The sequence below is a fragment of the Halapricum desulfuricans genome, from assembly GCF_017094525.1.
Taxonomy (GTDB): Archaea; Halobacteriota; Halobacteria; order Halobacteriales; family Haloarculaceae; genus Halapricum; species Halapricum desulfuricans.
Window position 1 is genome coordinate 796,009 of record NZ_CP064788.1, and the last position, 14,369, is coordinate 810,377.

The 14,369-nt window shown below is 64.9% G+C and carries 14 protein-coding genes; 2 read left to right on the forward strand and 12 right to left on the reverse strand.

All coding sequences use genetic code 11. From position 1 onward, the window contains the following. The first annotated feature begins 167 nt into the window (after window positions 1-167). Both glpK and HSR122_RS04095 read left to right on the forward strand, forming a co-directional pair. A complete protein-coding gene (gene glpK, locus HSR122_RS04090; protein ID WP_229111411.1) occupies window positions 168-1,700 on the forward strand; it encodes a glycerol kinase GlpK in 1,533 nt (510 codons plus the stop codon). 3 nt (window positions 1,701-1,703) lie between these two features. Beyond that, entirely contained in the window at window positions 1,704-2,846 is a 1,143-nt protein-coding gene (locus HSR122_RS04095; protein WP_229111412.1) for a hypothetical protein, read from the forward strand. Window positions 2,847-2,887: 41 nt separating this feature from the next. Here HSR122_RS04095 and HSR122_RS04100 read toward each other — a convergent pair whose 3' ends face one another. The 12 genes from HSR122_RS04100 to HSR122_RS04155 all read right to left on the reverse strand — a co-directional run bounded on the left by HSR122_RS04100 (window position 2,888) and on the right by HSR122_RS04155 (window position 14,367). Continuing rightward, the gene (locus tag HSR122_RS04100) at window positions 2,888-3,322 is read right to left on the reverse strand and encodes a hypothetical protein (RefSeq protein WP_229111413.1); all 435 of its coding nucleotides are present in this window, start codon (window positions 3,320-3,322) and stop codon (window positions 2,888-2,890) included. A gap of 144 nt (window positions 3,323-3,466) precedes the next feature. Continuing rightward, a complete protein-coding gene (locus HSR122_RS04105) occupies window positions 3,467-4,744 on the reverse strand; it encodes an MFS transporter (protein WP_229111414.1) in 1,278 nt (425 codons plus the stop codon). Window positions 4,745-4,771: 27 nt separating this feature from the next. Further along, entirely contained in the window at window positions 4,772-5,338 is a 567-nt protein-coding gene (locus HSR122_RS04110; protein WP_229111415.1) for a GNAT family N-acetyltransferase, read from the reverse strand. Continuing rightward, on the reverse strand, window positions 5,338-5,871 hold the full coding sequence (locus HSR122_RS04115) for a GNAT family N-acetyltransferase (RefSeq protein ID WP_229111416.1): 534 nt from the start codon (window positions 5,869-5,871) through the stop codon (window positions 5,338-5,340). The genes HSR122_RS04110 and HSR122_RS04115 overlap by 1 nt, the downstream gene beginning before the upstream one ends. A 294-nt stretch (window positions 5,872-6,165) precedes the next feature. Further along, the gene (gene ptsP, locus HSR122_RS04120) at window positions 6,166-7,854 is read right to left on the reverse strand and encodes a phosphoenolpyruvate--protein phosphotransferase (RefSeq protein ID WP_229111417.1); all 1,689 of its coding nucleotides are present in this window, start codon (window positions 7,852-7,854) and stop codon (window positions 6,166-6,168) included. Beyond that, window positions 7,847-8,119 carry an HPr family phosphocarrier protein gene (locus tag HSR122_RS04125; protein WP_229111418.1) on the reverse strand — a complete coding sequence of 91 codons (273 nt, stop codon included), beginning with the start codon at window positions 8,117-8,119 and terminating at the stop codon, window positions 7,847-7,849. Before HSR122_RS04125 ends, ptsP begins: the two co-directional genes overlap by 8 nt. Before the next feature lie 192 nt (window positions 8,120-8,311). Beyond that, entirely contained in the window at window positions 8,312-9,223 is a 912-nt protein-coding gene (pfkB, locus tag HSR122_RS04130) for a 1-phosphofructokinase (protein WP_267491219.1), read from the reverse strand. 84 nt (window positions 9,224-9,307) lie between these two features. Continuing rightward, on the reverse strand, window positions 9,308-10,288 hold the full coding sequence (locus tag HSR122_RS04135; RefSeq protein WP_229111420.1) for an isocitrate/isopropylmalate dehydrogenase family protein: 981 nt from the start codon (window positions 10,286-10,288) through the stop codon (window positions 9,308-9,310). A 153-nt stretch (window positions 10,289-10,441) separates the two neighbouring features. Then, a complete protein-coding gene (locus tag HSR122_RS04140; protein ID WP_229111421.1) occupies window positions 10,442-10,903 on the reverse strand; it encodes a NuoI/complex I 23 kDa subunit family protein in 462 nt (153 codons plus the stop codon). A 28-nt stretch (window positions 10,904-10,931) separates the two neighbouring features. Further along, complete coding sequence (locus HSR122_RS04145; RefSeq protein WP_229111422.1) at window positions 10,932-11,990, reverse strand: complex I subunit 1/NuoH family protein; 1,059 nt, start codon at window positions 11,988-11,990, stop codon at window positions 10,932-10,934. Next, window positions 11,990-13,672 carry an NADH-quinone oxidoreductase subunit D gene (locus HSR122_RS04150; RefSeq protein ID WP_229111423.1) on the reverse strand — a complete coding sequence of 561 codons (1,683 nt, stop codon included), beginning with the start codon at window positions 13,670-13,672 and terminating at the stop codon, window positions 11,990-11,992. Before HSR122_RS04150 ends, HSR122_RS04145 begins: the two co-directional genes overlap by 1 nt. Continuing rightward, complete coding sequence (locus tag HSR122_RS04155) at window positions 13,669-14,367, reverse strand: NADH-quinone oxidoreductase subunit B (protein WP_229111424.1); 699 nt, start codon at window positions 14,365-14,367, stop codon at window positions 13,669-13,671. Before HSR122_RS04155 ends, HSR122_RS04150 begins: the two co-directional genes overlap by 4 nt. Window positions 14,368-14,369: the final 2 nt, after the last annotated feature.

Here is a 14,369-nt window from a genome sequence, read left to right on the forward strand (position 1 = left end):
CTACCCCCGCAAAACAGGTAAGTGTGAAGTAATATTTCATCGTAATCGACCCAGAGAGGGGATTTCTCTCGAATTCGCGAGCAAGTTTGCGGCAGATTTATAATCAATCACTGTGAGTTTTACTACCAACACGGCACTATCCGTAAAGTGTGCCGTGGGCACAAATCATGTCAGACACATACGTCGGTGCGATCGATCAGGGGACGACCGGCACCCGCTTCATGGTCTTCGACCATGACGGGACGGTCGCTGCAAGCGCGTACGAAAAGCACGAACAGATCTATCCGGAACCGGGTTGGGTCGAGCACGATCCGATGGAGATCTGGGAAAACACCAAAGACGTCGTCATCGAGGCGCTGGCGCAGGCTGGAATCGAGGCCAGTCAGCTCGAAGCGATCGGCGTGACAAACCAGCGTGAGACGACGATCGTGTGGGACGCCGAGACAGGCAAGCCGGTCCACAACGCCATCGTCTGGCAGGACCGCCGGACGACCGACCGCGTCGAGGAACTGCAGGAAGAGGACAAAGTCGAGTGGATCCGCGAGAAGACCGGTCTGGAAGTTGACGCCTACTTCTCGGCGACCAAGGTCGAGTGGCTACTCGAGGAGGGCGATCCGGTGAAGATGCAGCGTTCGCGTCCGCAGGACAACAAGGAGCGCGCCGAAGCCGGCGAGCTCATGATGGGGACGCCGGACGCCTGGATCATCTACAACCTCACGGGCAACAACATCACGGACGTCACCAACGCCTCGCGGACGATGCTGTACAACATCCGCGACATGGAGTGGGACGAGGAACTCCTCGAGGAGTTCGGCGTGCCCGAGGTCATGCTGCCCGAGGTTCGCCCGTCCAGCGACGAGGACTACTACGGCCACACCGACGCCGACGGGTTCCTCGACGCCGAGGTGCCGGTTGCCGGCGCGCTCGGCGACCAGCAGGCGGCGCTGTTCGGCCAGACCTGCTTCGACGCCGGTGACGCGAAGAACACCTACGGGACGGGTTCGTTCTTCCTGATGAACACCGGCGAAGAGGCCGTCAAAAGCGATCACGGCCTGCTGACGACGGTCGGCTTCCAGCGCTCCGGTGAGCCCGTCCAGTACGCCCTGGAGGGGTCGATCTTCATCACCGGCGCTGCGATCGAGTGGCTCGAGGACGTCGAACTCATCGACGACCCGACGGAGACGGCCGAACTCGCGCGGTCGGTCGACTCGACCGACGGCGTGTACATGGTGCCCGCGTTCACCGGGCTCGGTGCGCCACACTGGGACGGTCGCGCACGCGGGACAATCGTCGGGATGACCCGCGGTACCCGTCGCGAGCACATCGTGCGGGCGACGCTGGAGTCGATCGCCTACCAGACCCGCGACGTCGCGGAAGCGATGGAGGCCGACTCGGGCGTCGAGATGACGAGCCTCAAGGTCGACGGTGGCGCGGTCAAGAACAACTTCCTCGTCCAGTTGCAGTCTGACATCATCCAGACGGAGATCGCACGCCCACAGGTCGACGAGACCACTGCGCTGGGCGCGGCTTACGCGGCCGGGCTCGCGGTCGGTTACTGGGAGACACTGGACGAGCTCCGACAGAACTGGCAGGTGGATCGCTCCTTCGAGCCCGAGATGGACCCGAACAAGGCGGACAAACTGCACGACCGCTGGGAAGACGCCGTCGAGCGCTCGCTCGACTGGGCACGGGAGGAATAACGTATGGCTGTCGAGCTCGTCGATCCGGCACTCGTAGCCGATACGACGGACATCGTACTGCAGACCGAACAGACATGGGGCGGCATCGAAGACGTCACCGGCGTCCTCGTCGACAACCCCGAGATCTGGCTCGGTGCCGCGGCCGGCGGTGCCTTCGGTGCCGCGCTCGGTGCACTCCCGGCGTTCGTCTTCACTGGCTTTCTCGTTCTGGCCGGTATGGCCGGCGGTGGCATGGTCGGCGTCGGGTTCGGCCCGGTGTTCGGTCCGCACATCTCATTCGCCGGCGGTGCGGCAGCGGCCGCCTACGCCGCGAAGAACGGCATCATGGAGTCCGGTATGGCATACCATAACGGGAAAGACATAACATTCGCGTTAGGGACGCGACCTGACGTACTCACTGTCGGTGCGGCGTTCGGGTTGTTCGGCATCGCGCTCGAACAGACGTTCCGTAACCTCGCCGTGCCGACTGACCCCATCGCGTTCACCGTCGTCGCCAGCGCGTTCCTGCACCGGGCGGTCTTCGGCTACTCGATCCTCGGTGTCGTCAGCGACAAGGCGAGCGGCCGCTTCGACATGGGGCCGTTCGAGCGCGAAGAGATGGGCAACAACCACAACTTCGGCGACGGCGAGAAAGACAACTCCGAGATGCTCGCCGTCGAACCGTGGCTGGGCCACCAGTACAAGTGGAGCCACGTCGCCACGATCGGCGCCTTTGCGGGGGCCGCAGCGGCCTACGCGGGGCTGCAGATCGCAGGAGCTTACGACGGCGCAGCCGCACCCGCAGTGTTCTTCGGGTTCGGGCTGAGTGCCGCGTCGCTGCTGTTCCTGAACCTCGGCGTCGCGCAGATCCCGGTGACGCACCACATGACGCTACCGGGCGCGACTGCGTACTTCGCGGTCACACTGGATGTCGGTAACGGCGCTATATTGTCCGGTGCGGATCCGATCGTCGGTATCCTTATGGCAGCCATCTTCGGGCTGCTCGGCGGAGTCGTCGCCGAAGCCGGCCAGCGGATCTTCTATGCGCACGGTGCGACCCACGTGGACCCACCGGCGTTCGCGATCTTCATCACGATCTCGATAATTTGGCTGCTTGCGTTCCTGGGCGTCTTCGAGACGTCCGTGTGGGTCCCCGGCGGACTCTAAACGAAAGCAGCTGCTCTGACGCTTCTTTTTTGACGAGTGAACTACGACGGTAGCGCCGTCCGCAGAAGGACGAATAGAACTGCGCCAACGGCGAGTGCAACGCCGAGCGCGCCGTAGACGGCGCTGGTCGTACCAGTGGCGAAGATCTCGTGAACTGAGGGTCCGGCCACCAGGGCTGCCAGCGCGGCGAACGACGCGACGACCAGCGCGATCCCGGCCGCGCCGTGGTGGTAGTTGCCGGTCAACTCGTAGGACTGGCTGGCGATGCCACCGCTGTCCTCGCCCCAGACGCTGACGTGGTACGGGACGTAAATCCTGACACCGATAGCACCGAACGCCGCGACCACTGCGCTGAGCTGAAAACTCTCAGTCAACAGCGTCGCTAGTCCGAACATCCCCATCGCGAAAAACAGCGCGATGACCTTGCTCCACCGGTCGGCTTTTACCAACGCGTCATCGACCTGCTGGTTGGACATACCTGCGAGACAGTACCCCCACCCGCTTAATTGTTGGCAGGACATCCCCCGCGCCGCGAACGGAGAGGGGGCGACCTCTCCGGGAGGGACGAGCACCGTATCGGAGTCGCGCGAGTTGTGGCGACCAGTCGAGGACGGCGACAGCTAGTCGACCGGTTCGGGCGTTGCTGTCGATGCCCCCGACTGGTCGGGCACGTCGCCCTCGCGGATCGGCGTCGCGAACGCGTACAGCAGCGCGGCACCGGCCAGGAAGCAGGCCCCGAGTGCCGCGACAGCGGCGATCGGCGTGAACAGATCCGCGAACGCGCCGCTTCCGACGCGGAACGGGATACCGGCGACCGCCCGAACCATCGCAATCGCGGAGATGACCGTCGCACGACCGACTGAGCCGATGTGATCGTTGATGTACCGACTCGAGATCGGGAATATCAGACTGTTCGACCCCTTCATCACGAAGAACATCGGGAAGACCGCGACCGGTGCGAACACGGGGACCAGATAGAAGACCGCGATCCCGACCGGCAGCAGCAGCATCGCTTTGCGGACGCCGAGCCAGGACTCGATCTCGGCGGCGTAATCGCTCCCGATGGCCGAGACGCCCATGAACGTGGCGTAGAAGAAGCCCAGCGTCGCGGCTTCCTCGACGCCGTAGGTCGCAAGCACTGCACCGAACGACTGTTCGAGCGCGTCGCGAACCACCGGCTGGATGTACATGTCGGCGGTCATCAACGCGCCGGAGAACAGCGACAGGTAGACCACGAACCACCGCAGCTCCCGGCTCGTGATCCGATCCCTGATCGTCGGTAACGCCTCGAGCATCGAGAGGCTCTCGCCCTCGGCCTGTCGCTCGTCGCCGGTGGCGTAGGCGGCGTTCTTCGGGAGGCGGACGACGAGGCTGATGTTGAGTACGCTCAGGGCCACCGCGGCGTAGAACGGATAGTACGGGTCGGCGACGTACAGCAGTCCCCCGGCGATCATCGTGACCGCCCGGACGCCTTTCGAAATCGCGCCTGCACGGCCGGAGATCCGCGTGTACTCGCCCTCGATGTCGTGTTCCTGCAGGGTGTCGTACAGCCAGGCGCTTCCGCTTCCGGAGACGAACGTCTGCCCGAACGAGAGCGTCCCGAAGACGAACAGGAACCCCCAGAAGTCGGTGGCGAGTAGATAGCCCACGTTGGAGATCAGGAACATGACGGCCGCGATAACGAGGCTGTTGCGACGCCCGATCCGATCGCCGACGTACCCAGTCGGGATCTCCCCGCCGACGACGATGAGCGCCTGTATCGTCGCGATGATCCCGATTTCGGTGTAGCTCAGGCCGTTCAACAGCAGAAAGAGCGTGTAGATCGGATAGGTAAAGCCCGGGCCGCTGGTCGCGCGGTACAGGTAATACTTCAGAACAGTAGGGGACGGATCTGACATCTGTCGTGTCGGGGGGTTTTGCTTTCGTCAGTCCAGCCAGTCTTCGGCGAGCATCCCGTATCGGCGGCTGTCGACGTACTCGCCGTCGTAGAACGTCTCCTTGCGGAACGATCCCTCCTGCTCGAAACCCAGCGATTCGAGGACGGCCTGGGAGGCGTCGTTGGGCTCGATCACCATCGCCCAGACCTTGTTGAGCCGTCGCTGGCCGAAGGCGTGATCAAGCAGGAGCTTCGTCGCTTCCGTGGCGTATCCGTTGCCCTGCTGATCGGGCGCGATCCAGTACATCAGCATTCCGGACCCGTGTGGCTCGTTGATCCACGGGATGCCGATCTCGCCGACGCGAGTCAGTCCGTCTTCGTCGCCGGTTCGCATCGCCTCGCGATCGCCCGCGCAGATCAGAAACGCCATGCCGTCGTCGTCGTACACCCGCTCTTCGAAGTGCTGTTCGACCTGTTGCCGGTTCCGCGGCGCGACGTCAGTCAGCGGCCGCCGGATCGCTTTCTCGTTGCGGTGCCGTTCGAAGAACTCGTAGTCCTCTTGCTCCCAGGTGTGGAGGCTGACAGACTCACCACGAAGGAACGCGGGGCCGGGCATCAGCGATCCCTCCACTCGGATTCGAGCAGTCCATAGCGGAGCGTGTCGACGTACGTTCCGTTCTGGAAGACGGCCTCGCGGAACCGCCCCTCCCGGGAGAAGCCAAGCGACTCGAGCAGGCCGCGGGAAGCGTCGTTCGTGGCGAGACAGTCCGCGCGGACACGGTGGAGGCGCAGTTCCTCGAAGCCGTATTCGAGCAACAGCGAGACCGCCTCTCGGCCGAACCCCTCGCCCTGGTGTTCGGGTAGGATCCAGTAGGCGAGATCGGCCACGCCGTCACCTTCCCGGAGGTCGGGGAACATCACTGCGCCGACGGTCGCTTCGTCCGCCGACACGACGAACCAGCGACCGTCGCCGCCGGAGATCGTCTCCTCGTGGAACTCTTCGAGCGCCTCGCGGTTCTGCTGCGTGTCGAGACACAGCGGCACGCGCAGATCCGGATCGCTTCGGGCGCGGGCGAACGCGTCGAGATCGTCTTCCTCGACGGGGCGGAGGGACACGCGCTCGCCCGACTGGAAAGTCGGACCGGGCATACCACTCTGTTCTGAAGGGGCGTAGAAAGCATTTGTGGAGTCGTGGCGCGTGTTACCGCCTACCTAGGCCCATTCCGCTCGAGACCGCGCCTGTTCGCTCCTCGGTTCCGACTGGACACCCGTCACCCATAGGTATGCGCTCGGGTCCCTCCAGATTGACCTCGGGGCGGCACCGGCCGGCGCGTCGAACCCGGTTCGAGACATCATACTGCCGGCTGTACGTTCGTAAAGATATTCGCCGCCCCGGGGTGGCGAATTCCTTCAGTTTGTTACAGCATCAGGACGCGCCCGGTGTCACTCTTCGAGTCGTTCGTTCACCTGTGCTTTCGTTTCACTCGCGAGCGCCTGCTCCGCGAACTCACGTGCCTCGGCCGTGTCGATCTCGACGACGTTTGCCTTCACGTCCGGGATCGTGACGGCACTCATGCTCAACTCGTCGAGTCCGAGGCCGACCAACAGCTCCGTCAGTTCCGGGTCGCCTGCCATCTCGCCACACATCCCGATCCAGGCGTCGCCGGCGTGAGCCGCATCGACGGCGCGGTCGATCGCGCGCAACACGGCCGGATCGCGCGGGTTGTGGAGGTGTGCGACGGCCTCGTTCTGGCGTGACGCGGCCATCACGTACTGCGTGAGGTCGTTGGTCCCGATGCTGAAGAAATCGAGCCGCTCGGCCAGCTGTTCGCCCATGAACACCGCGGCCGGCGTCTCGACCATCACGCCCAGTTCGGGCATCTCGTAGGCGAGCCCGTCCTCGTCCAGTTCCGCCCGCACGTCCTCGATCACGGCGAGACTCCGGTCGACTTCCTTGACCGTCGCGACCATCGGGAACATCACGGCCAGCTCGCCGTCACCCTCGGCACCCGCCCGCAGGAGCGCCCGCAGCTGGGTCCGGAACAGCTCCGCGTCGGGCCCGAGCGACCGACGGATCCCCCGCGTCCCGAGGAACGGGTTTTCCTCCTCCTCGGCGTCGACGTAGGGGATCGGCTTGTCGCCGCCGATGTCGAGCGTTCGCACGACCACGCGCCCCTCCGGGAACGCGTCCAGCGCCTCAACGTAGGTCTCGAGCTGTTCGTCCTCGTCCGGCGGCGTCGCCCGGTCGAGAAACAGGAACTCCGTCCGGAACAGTCCGACTGCATCGGCGCCCTGCGCGACTGCCCCCTCAAGCTCCGCGGCGGTGCCGATGTTGGCTGCGACCTCGACGGGCTCGCCGTCCGCCGTCGCGACGCGTTCGGTCCGGATCTCGACGTCTCGGCTCTCCGCGGCGCGCTCGCGGGTCGCCTCGTCGGGATCGACGACCACCTCGCCGGCCTCGCCGTCGACGACGATCTCGGCGTCGGCCTCGATCTCCAGCAGTTGTTCGCCGACGCCGACGACGGCGGGGATCCCGATCGACCGGGCGAAAATCGCCGCGTGAGAGGTCCGTCCGCCCTTCGCGGTCGCGAAGCCGGCCACGCGCTCGGGGTCGAGCTGCGCGGTGTCGCTGGGCGTGAGCATCTCCGCGAGCAGGACCGTGCCCTCGGGCAGTTCCGACAGGTCGAGGCGCTCGGAGTCGGTGACGATCCGGAGCAGCCGGTCACGGATATCGCGCAGGTCGTCCGCGCGTTCGGCCATCCGGCCGCCCGCCGCTTCCATCTGCTCGATCGCGCCCTCGAACCCCTCCCGGACGGCGTGCTCGGCCGGCAACCCCTCATCGATGGCGTCCTCGACGGCACCCGTGATCTGGGGGTCGTCAAGAAACTGCAGATGCGCATCGAAGATTGCCGCCTCGTCCTCGCCGACTTCCTCGGCCGTCCGGTCGCGCTCGGCCTGGAGTTCCTCGCGAGCGGCGTCCAGCGCCGTCTCGAAACGGTCGTGTTCGGCGTCGGGGTCGACCTCGTCGGGCGCTGGCGGTTCCGGGAGGTCGACCTCCTGGTCGTACCAGATGACGGTGCCGACGCCCGAGAGAGGCGTGACGCCGGTCCCCTCGAGGCGGCGTTCACTCATCGTACTCGTCCTCCGGCGTCGTGAGGACCTCCTCCAGCGCGTCGAGCGCTGCCTCGGCGTCGGGCCCGTCGGCGATCAACCGAACGTCCTCGCCCTGTTCGGCAGCCATACTTGATACGGCGAGCATGCTGCGCGCGTCGACGGGCTCCTCGCCGCCGGCGGCGATCTGCAGCTCGGACTCGAATTCGTTGGCCGTTTCGACGAGTTTCGAGGCGGGTCGAGCGTGCAGCCCGGCCTCCGGGACGATGGTGACAGTTCGCTCCATACCACAAGTCGACGTGGAGGGACGTTACCTTTTTCGGCGATTGCGTCGCCACAGCAGTACGTGCGATACGATCCGGGAGCGTATCTCCGATACTTCGTTCGGAGACACGCCTTTTCGGCAGGTCATACCGGTGGCGATACGTTCGGAGAGATATTCGGCACCCCGTCGTGCCGAACGGTATAGCCTCCAGTGTCAGCTTCGAAGCGTCCAGACCCGGACGTCGTCCATCAGTTCTGTCGGATCGAGATGCTTGACGCCGGTCCCGGAGTGGCCGACGACCGTCGCCGAGGTCGCCACGCCGGCGCGCAGCGCCCGCTCGTCGTCCCAGCCCTGTTCGTAGGCCCACATGACGGCGGCGAACATCGAGTCGCCGGCCCCGACGGTATCGACCACGTCGACATCGAGGGACGGCGCGTAGAGCGTTTCCTCGGGCGTCACCATCATCGCGCCTTCCGCGCCGAGCGACGCGATGACGCGCTCGAATCCATCGCTCTGGAGTTGCCGGGCAGCTTCCGCGCAGTCGTCGATGTCCTCGATCGCAATCCCGGTCGCATCTTCCAGTTCGACCTCGTTGGGCTTGACGTACTCGTAGGTCCCGTCCAGCGCGATCATGTCGTTGCCGTGGATGTCCAGCGCAGTGTCCCACTCGCCGGCACCCGCGAGTCGGTCGATATCCGCGGGTTCCATGCCCGGCGGGAGGCTCCCCCCGATGTTGACGATCGATGGCTGGTACTCCTGAAGGACATCGACGAGTTCGTCGATGACCTCGCTATCGACTTCGGGACCGGACTGGTTGAGTCGGTACTGGTGGTTCGGCGCGAGGATCGCCGTGTTCATCCGGGTCGGCTCCTCGACCTCACAGAAGTCCGTCGGGACGTCGAACGACGCGAGGTTCTGCTGGATGAAATACCCGGTGAAACCGCCGATGATACCGGTCGCGAGCGTCTCGTCGCCGAGCGCCGTGACGAACTGCGAGACGTTGATCCCGTTCCCGCCGGAATCAAACCGTGTTCCGGTCGATCGCTGGACGCTGTCGGCTTCGAGCGGTTCGTCCATGTCGATGGTCTGGTCTACTGCCGGATTCGGTGTTACTGTCAGTATCATGGCTAGACATAGACTGTCATACAGCGCAGGCTACTAGCCGGTGATAACTCATCGGGGGTTGATAAACGGGTCGATACGCGCGTGCTACAGTTGCTCGATGACGGCTGCGGTGAACGCCTCAGTCGAGGCGTCGCCACCCAGATCCGGCGTGTGCGGCCCCTCGGCCAGCACTGTCTCGACGGCGTCGGTCACGCGAGTCGCCTCGTCGTCGTAATCCAGGTGATCGAGCATCATCGCGGCCGAGAGGATCATCGCCGAGGGGTTGGCGACGCCCTGGCCCGCGATGTCGGGCGCCGAGCCGTGGACCGGCTCGAACAGCGCGTTGTCGTCGCCGACGTTCGCGCTGGGCAACAGCCCCAGCCCGCCGACGAGCCCCGCAGCCAGATCCGAGAGCACGTCGCCAGCGAGATTCGGCGTGATGATCACGTCGTAGTCCTCGGGATACATCACGAGTTTCATCGCCAGCGCGTCCATCAACTCGGTGTCGTAGTCGGCGCCGCGCTCCTCGGCGACCGCCTCGGCGGCCTCGAGAAACAGGCCGTCAGTCTCCTGCATCACGTTCGCCTTGTGCGCGATCGTCACGTTGTCGTAGCCGTGTTCCTCGGCGTATTCGAAGCCGTACTCGGCGATCTTCCGGGAGGCCTCGCGCGTGACGACGCGGGTCAGCGTGGCGAGGTCGTCGGTGAGCTGGCTCTCGATCTGGGCGTACACCCCCTGGGTGTTCTCGCGGATGAAGACGAGATCGGTCTCGGGCTTGACCGCTTCCAGCCCGGGGTAGGCTTTCGCCGGCCGGACGTTGGCATAGGAGCCGACGACTTCTCTGAGCGGGAGGATGATGTCGGCCGCGCGCTCGCCGGCCGCCCCGAACAGCGTCGCGTCGGACTCCCGTGCGAGTTCGATCGTCGCTTCGGGCAGCGGGTCGCCGGTCTCCTCGGCGACGCGGTCGCCGGCTTCGCCCTCGCGGAACTCGAAGTCGACCTCCAGAGCGTCTAGCACGTCGATCGCCGCGGGCGTCACTTCCTGGCCGATCCCGTCGCCGGGTATCACCGCGATCTGATGACTCATACCTCGTGTTCGCGCGGGCGACAGAAAAGAGGATGTCGATCCACCGTTTTCCGCGTCGGGGTCGCGCCCGATGGTCGCGGCCCGCTCGCGCAAAAAGCTGGATCAAAAAGCTCGACCTCGCTTCGTTCGAGGGCAAACAACTGACTTTCGCCGCTACTGATAGTCGACTTCGCCTTCGCCCTCGCCGATCCAGGCACCGCGGTCCGGTTCGCGAGCGGCAAGCGGGTCGATGTCCTTGTACCACGGGACGTTCTTGAGCTGTTCCTTGTTGTAGGCGAGTTCGTCTTTCGTGTCGGCGGTGAACTCGAAGTTCTGGGTCAACAGGATCGCGTCGACGGGACAGACCTCCTCACAGAGCCGACAGTAGATGCATTGGCCGATGTGGAGGTTGTACTGCTCGCCGTTGCGCTGGTCGTCCTGAACGATCTGGATCGTGTCGTTCGGACAGACGCTCTCACACTGGCGACACCAGATACACCGCTCCTGGCTGAACTTGTGGACCCCGCGGAACCGGGGGCTCACTTCGGGTGTGTCTTCGGGATACTCGACGGTAAAGGTCTGGCCGTCGAGCGCGTGTTTCATCGTCGTTGCCATCGATTTGAGCATGCCGATCATTGGGTATCACCGTGGGTTAGCCGCGCCGTCATACGCCGACCACCCCGACGATGACGGCCGTCAGAATCAGATTGGCGAAGCTCAACACGAGCAGTCCTTTCCAGCCGATCTCGATGAGCTGGTCGATGCGCACGCGCGGGAGCGCCGAGCGCGCCCACTGCGTGAACAGGAACACGGCCCAGATCTTGATCGTGAACCAGACGATTCCCGGAAGTACCGGGCCGGCCGGCCCGCCGAGGAACAGCGTGGCGATGAGCGCGCCGCCGAGGAAGATGTGGATGAACTCCCCCAAATAAAAGAGGACGAAGTAGACGCTCGAGTACTCGGTCTGGTAGCCGGCGACAATCTCCGTCGGGGCTTCCGGGATGTCGAAGGGGTTGCGCCCGACCTCCGCGAGGTTCGCGACGACGAACAGCGCGAAGGCGAAGGGGTTGAGAACAGCGAACCACGCCGGGATCGCGACCGGGCCGAGCTGGAGCAGCGTCTCCTGCTGGGCAGCGACGATCTCGCTCATCTGGAGCGAACCAGCAAAGAGGACGACCGACGCGCCGGTCAGCACCAGCGGGATCTCGTAGGCGAGGTTCTGTGCGACCGCGCGCAGCCCGCCCAGAAACGAGTACTTGTTGTTCGAGGAGTAGCCGGCCATCACCAGCCCCAGCGAGGCGATCGAGGCCACGGCGAAGACGTAGGCGAGTCCGACCTCGGGGTCGGCGACCTGAATGCCGTTGCCCATCGGGATGACGGCGAAGCCGAGCAGCGCCGATCCGGCGAGCACGAGCGGCGCGAGATCGTACGCCGGCCGATCAGCGCCTTCGGGAATGATCAACTCCTTGCTGAGCAGGCGCACCGAGTCGACGATAATCGTTCCCAGGCCCCACGGGCCGACTCGATTGACCGAGATCCGGTCGGTGAACGACGCCGTGATCTTCCGCTTGGCCCACGGCCCGGCGACGGCCGTGTTCAACAGCACGAAGGTTCCCACCAGACCTGCGGCGAGCAACCCGGCGAGGAACTCCCCGGCGACGCCGAACCCCTCGAGGCCGAGCAGTTCCGAGAACGTCTCGGGCAGGGGTGCCGACTCGACCATCAGCGATCCACCTCCCCGAGCACGATGTCGAGGCTACCCAGCGAGGCGACCATGTCAGGGATGTATTCGCCTTCGCTCATCTCGGGCAGCGTCTGGAGGTTCGAGAAACACGGCGACCGGATCTTGAAGCGCGCGGGCTTGTCCGTCCCGTCGCTTCGCATGTAGATCCCGAGTTCGCCTTTCGCCCCCTCGACGGCCTCGTAGACCTCCTTTCCGGCCTCGGGGCGCAGCGTCCGTGGCACGTTGGCCTGGATCTCGCGGTCGTCTTCCGGCCAGTCCTCCAGCAGATCGACACACTGGCGGATGATCTTCGCCGACTCCTCGACCTCCCGCATGCGAACGAGCACGCGCGAGTAGTTGTCACAGCCGTCCTCGGTGACGACGTCCCAGTCGAGTTCGTCGTAGTAGCCGTAGGGGTCGTCCCGGCGCAGGTCGTAATCGACGCCAGACCCGCGGAGGACGGGCCCGGTCGCGCCGTAGTTCTTCGCGACTTCCGGCGGGAGGACGCCGGTGTCGATACACCGCAACTGGAAGATCTCGTTTTCCGTGATGAGGTTGTGGTACTCCTCGATGTATTCGGGGAGTCCGTCGAGGAACTCGCGGGTCTTCTCGAAGAACTCCTCGCGCGGTTCGGGGATGTCCCAGGCGACCCCACCGAGCCGGAAGTAGTTGAACATCAGTCGCTGGCCGGTCAGGTCCTCGAGGATGTTCTGGACGGCCTCCCGATCCCGGACCGCGTACATGAAGATCGCGTTGAAGTCGCCGTAGACGTCCAGCCCGAATGTCCCCAGCGCGAGCATGTGCGCGGCGATGCGGGTCAGTTCGGCGCTCATCGTCCGCAGGACCTGCGCGTACTCGGGCACCTCGATGTCGGCCATCGACTCCGCCGCGCGAGCGTAGGCCCACTCGTTGAGGATGCCGCCCGGCGTGTAGTCCCACCGATCGGGATAGGGCATGATCTGGTGGCGGTAGGTCGACTGCTCGCACATCTGCTCTTCGTTGCGGTGCAGATACCCGATGTCCGGATCGAGGTCGACGATCTGTTCGCCGTCGAGGACGGTCTTGACGTGGAGGACACCGTGGGTCGCGGGATGGTGTGGACCGATGTTGACGAACATCGTGTCCGAGTCCTCGCCCGCGCTGTGGTCCTCTGCGAGGGGATTGACGTGCTCGCGCAGCGTGACGACCTGTGGCTGGTTCTGGTTGTAATCTTTCCCCATCGGATGGCCCTGCCAGGTCTCCGGCAGCAGGATTCGACGCAGGTCGGGGTGGTCGTCGTACTCGATACCGACGAGGTCGTATGCTTCGCGCTCGTGCCAGTCGGCCGTCCGGAAGACCGGTTCGGCGCTTTCGGAGACCGGTTCGTCCTTGCTGGTCGGCACGACGACGCTCAGCTGCTGGGTCGGATCGTCGAACTTCTTGAGGTGGTAGATCGACTCGTAGCGGTCCTCGTACTCCTGGGCCGTGACGGCCGAACAGTGATCGAACCCGGCCTCCTCTTTCAGCGCGGAGAGGGTGTCCTGAACCGCGTCGGGCCGAATCACCAGCGCCTCGGCGTTGACGTGACTCTCGCGGTCGATGACGTGCTCGGAGACCAACGCCTCCAGCGCGTCGTAATCGAGCCCGTCCTCGGTGACACCGACTTCGTCGGCCGTTGGGGGTTCCGGCTCTTCCAGGCTCATGGTTGCTCCGTCCAGTCGTATCGCATGACGAGGTCGTCCTCGTCGATCTGATCGGCCAGATGCTGTACGAGTTCGTCCTGATCGAGGTCGCCGAACTCCTCGAGCTCGTACGGTTTGACCGTCACCGGCGCGGTCTCGCCGTGTGCGATCCGCTCCTGGAGCTTGGCGACGCCGTAGATCAGCGCCTCGGGACGGGGCGGACAGCCCGGGACGTGGATGTCGATGGGGATGACCTCCTCGGCCCCCTTGATGACGTTGTACCCCTCCTGGAACGGGCCGCCGGAGATCGTACACGAGCCCATGCCGATGACGAACTTCGGCTCGGGCATCTGGTCGTAGATGCGCTTCATCCGCGGGGCGAACTTCGAGACGATCGTCCCGGGGATGATGATCACGTCGGCCTGTCGCGGCGACGCCCGGGGCACGCCCGCGTGGAACCGGTCGAGGTCGTGTTTGACCGAATAGGTATGCATCATCTCGATGCTGCAGCAGGCGATCCCGAACTGCAGCATGAACATCGACGACCCGCGAACCCAGTTCATGAACTTGTCGAACTTCGTGAGGATGAACGGCGACGTGCCGAAGGCGTCGCGCAACTTCGAGTTGAACCGGTCGTCGACGCCCTCGCCCATCCGTGCCTCCTGGGTTGATTTCCCGCCTGTACCGTCGCCCTGTGGTGTCTGTTCGCTACTCATGG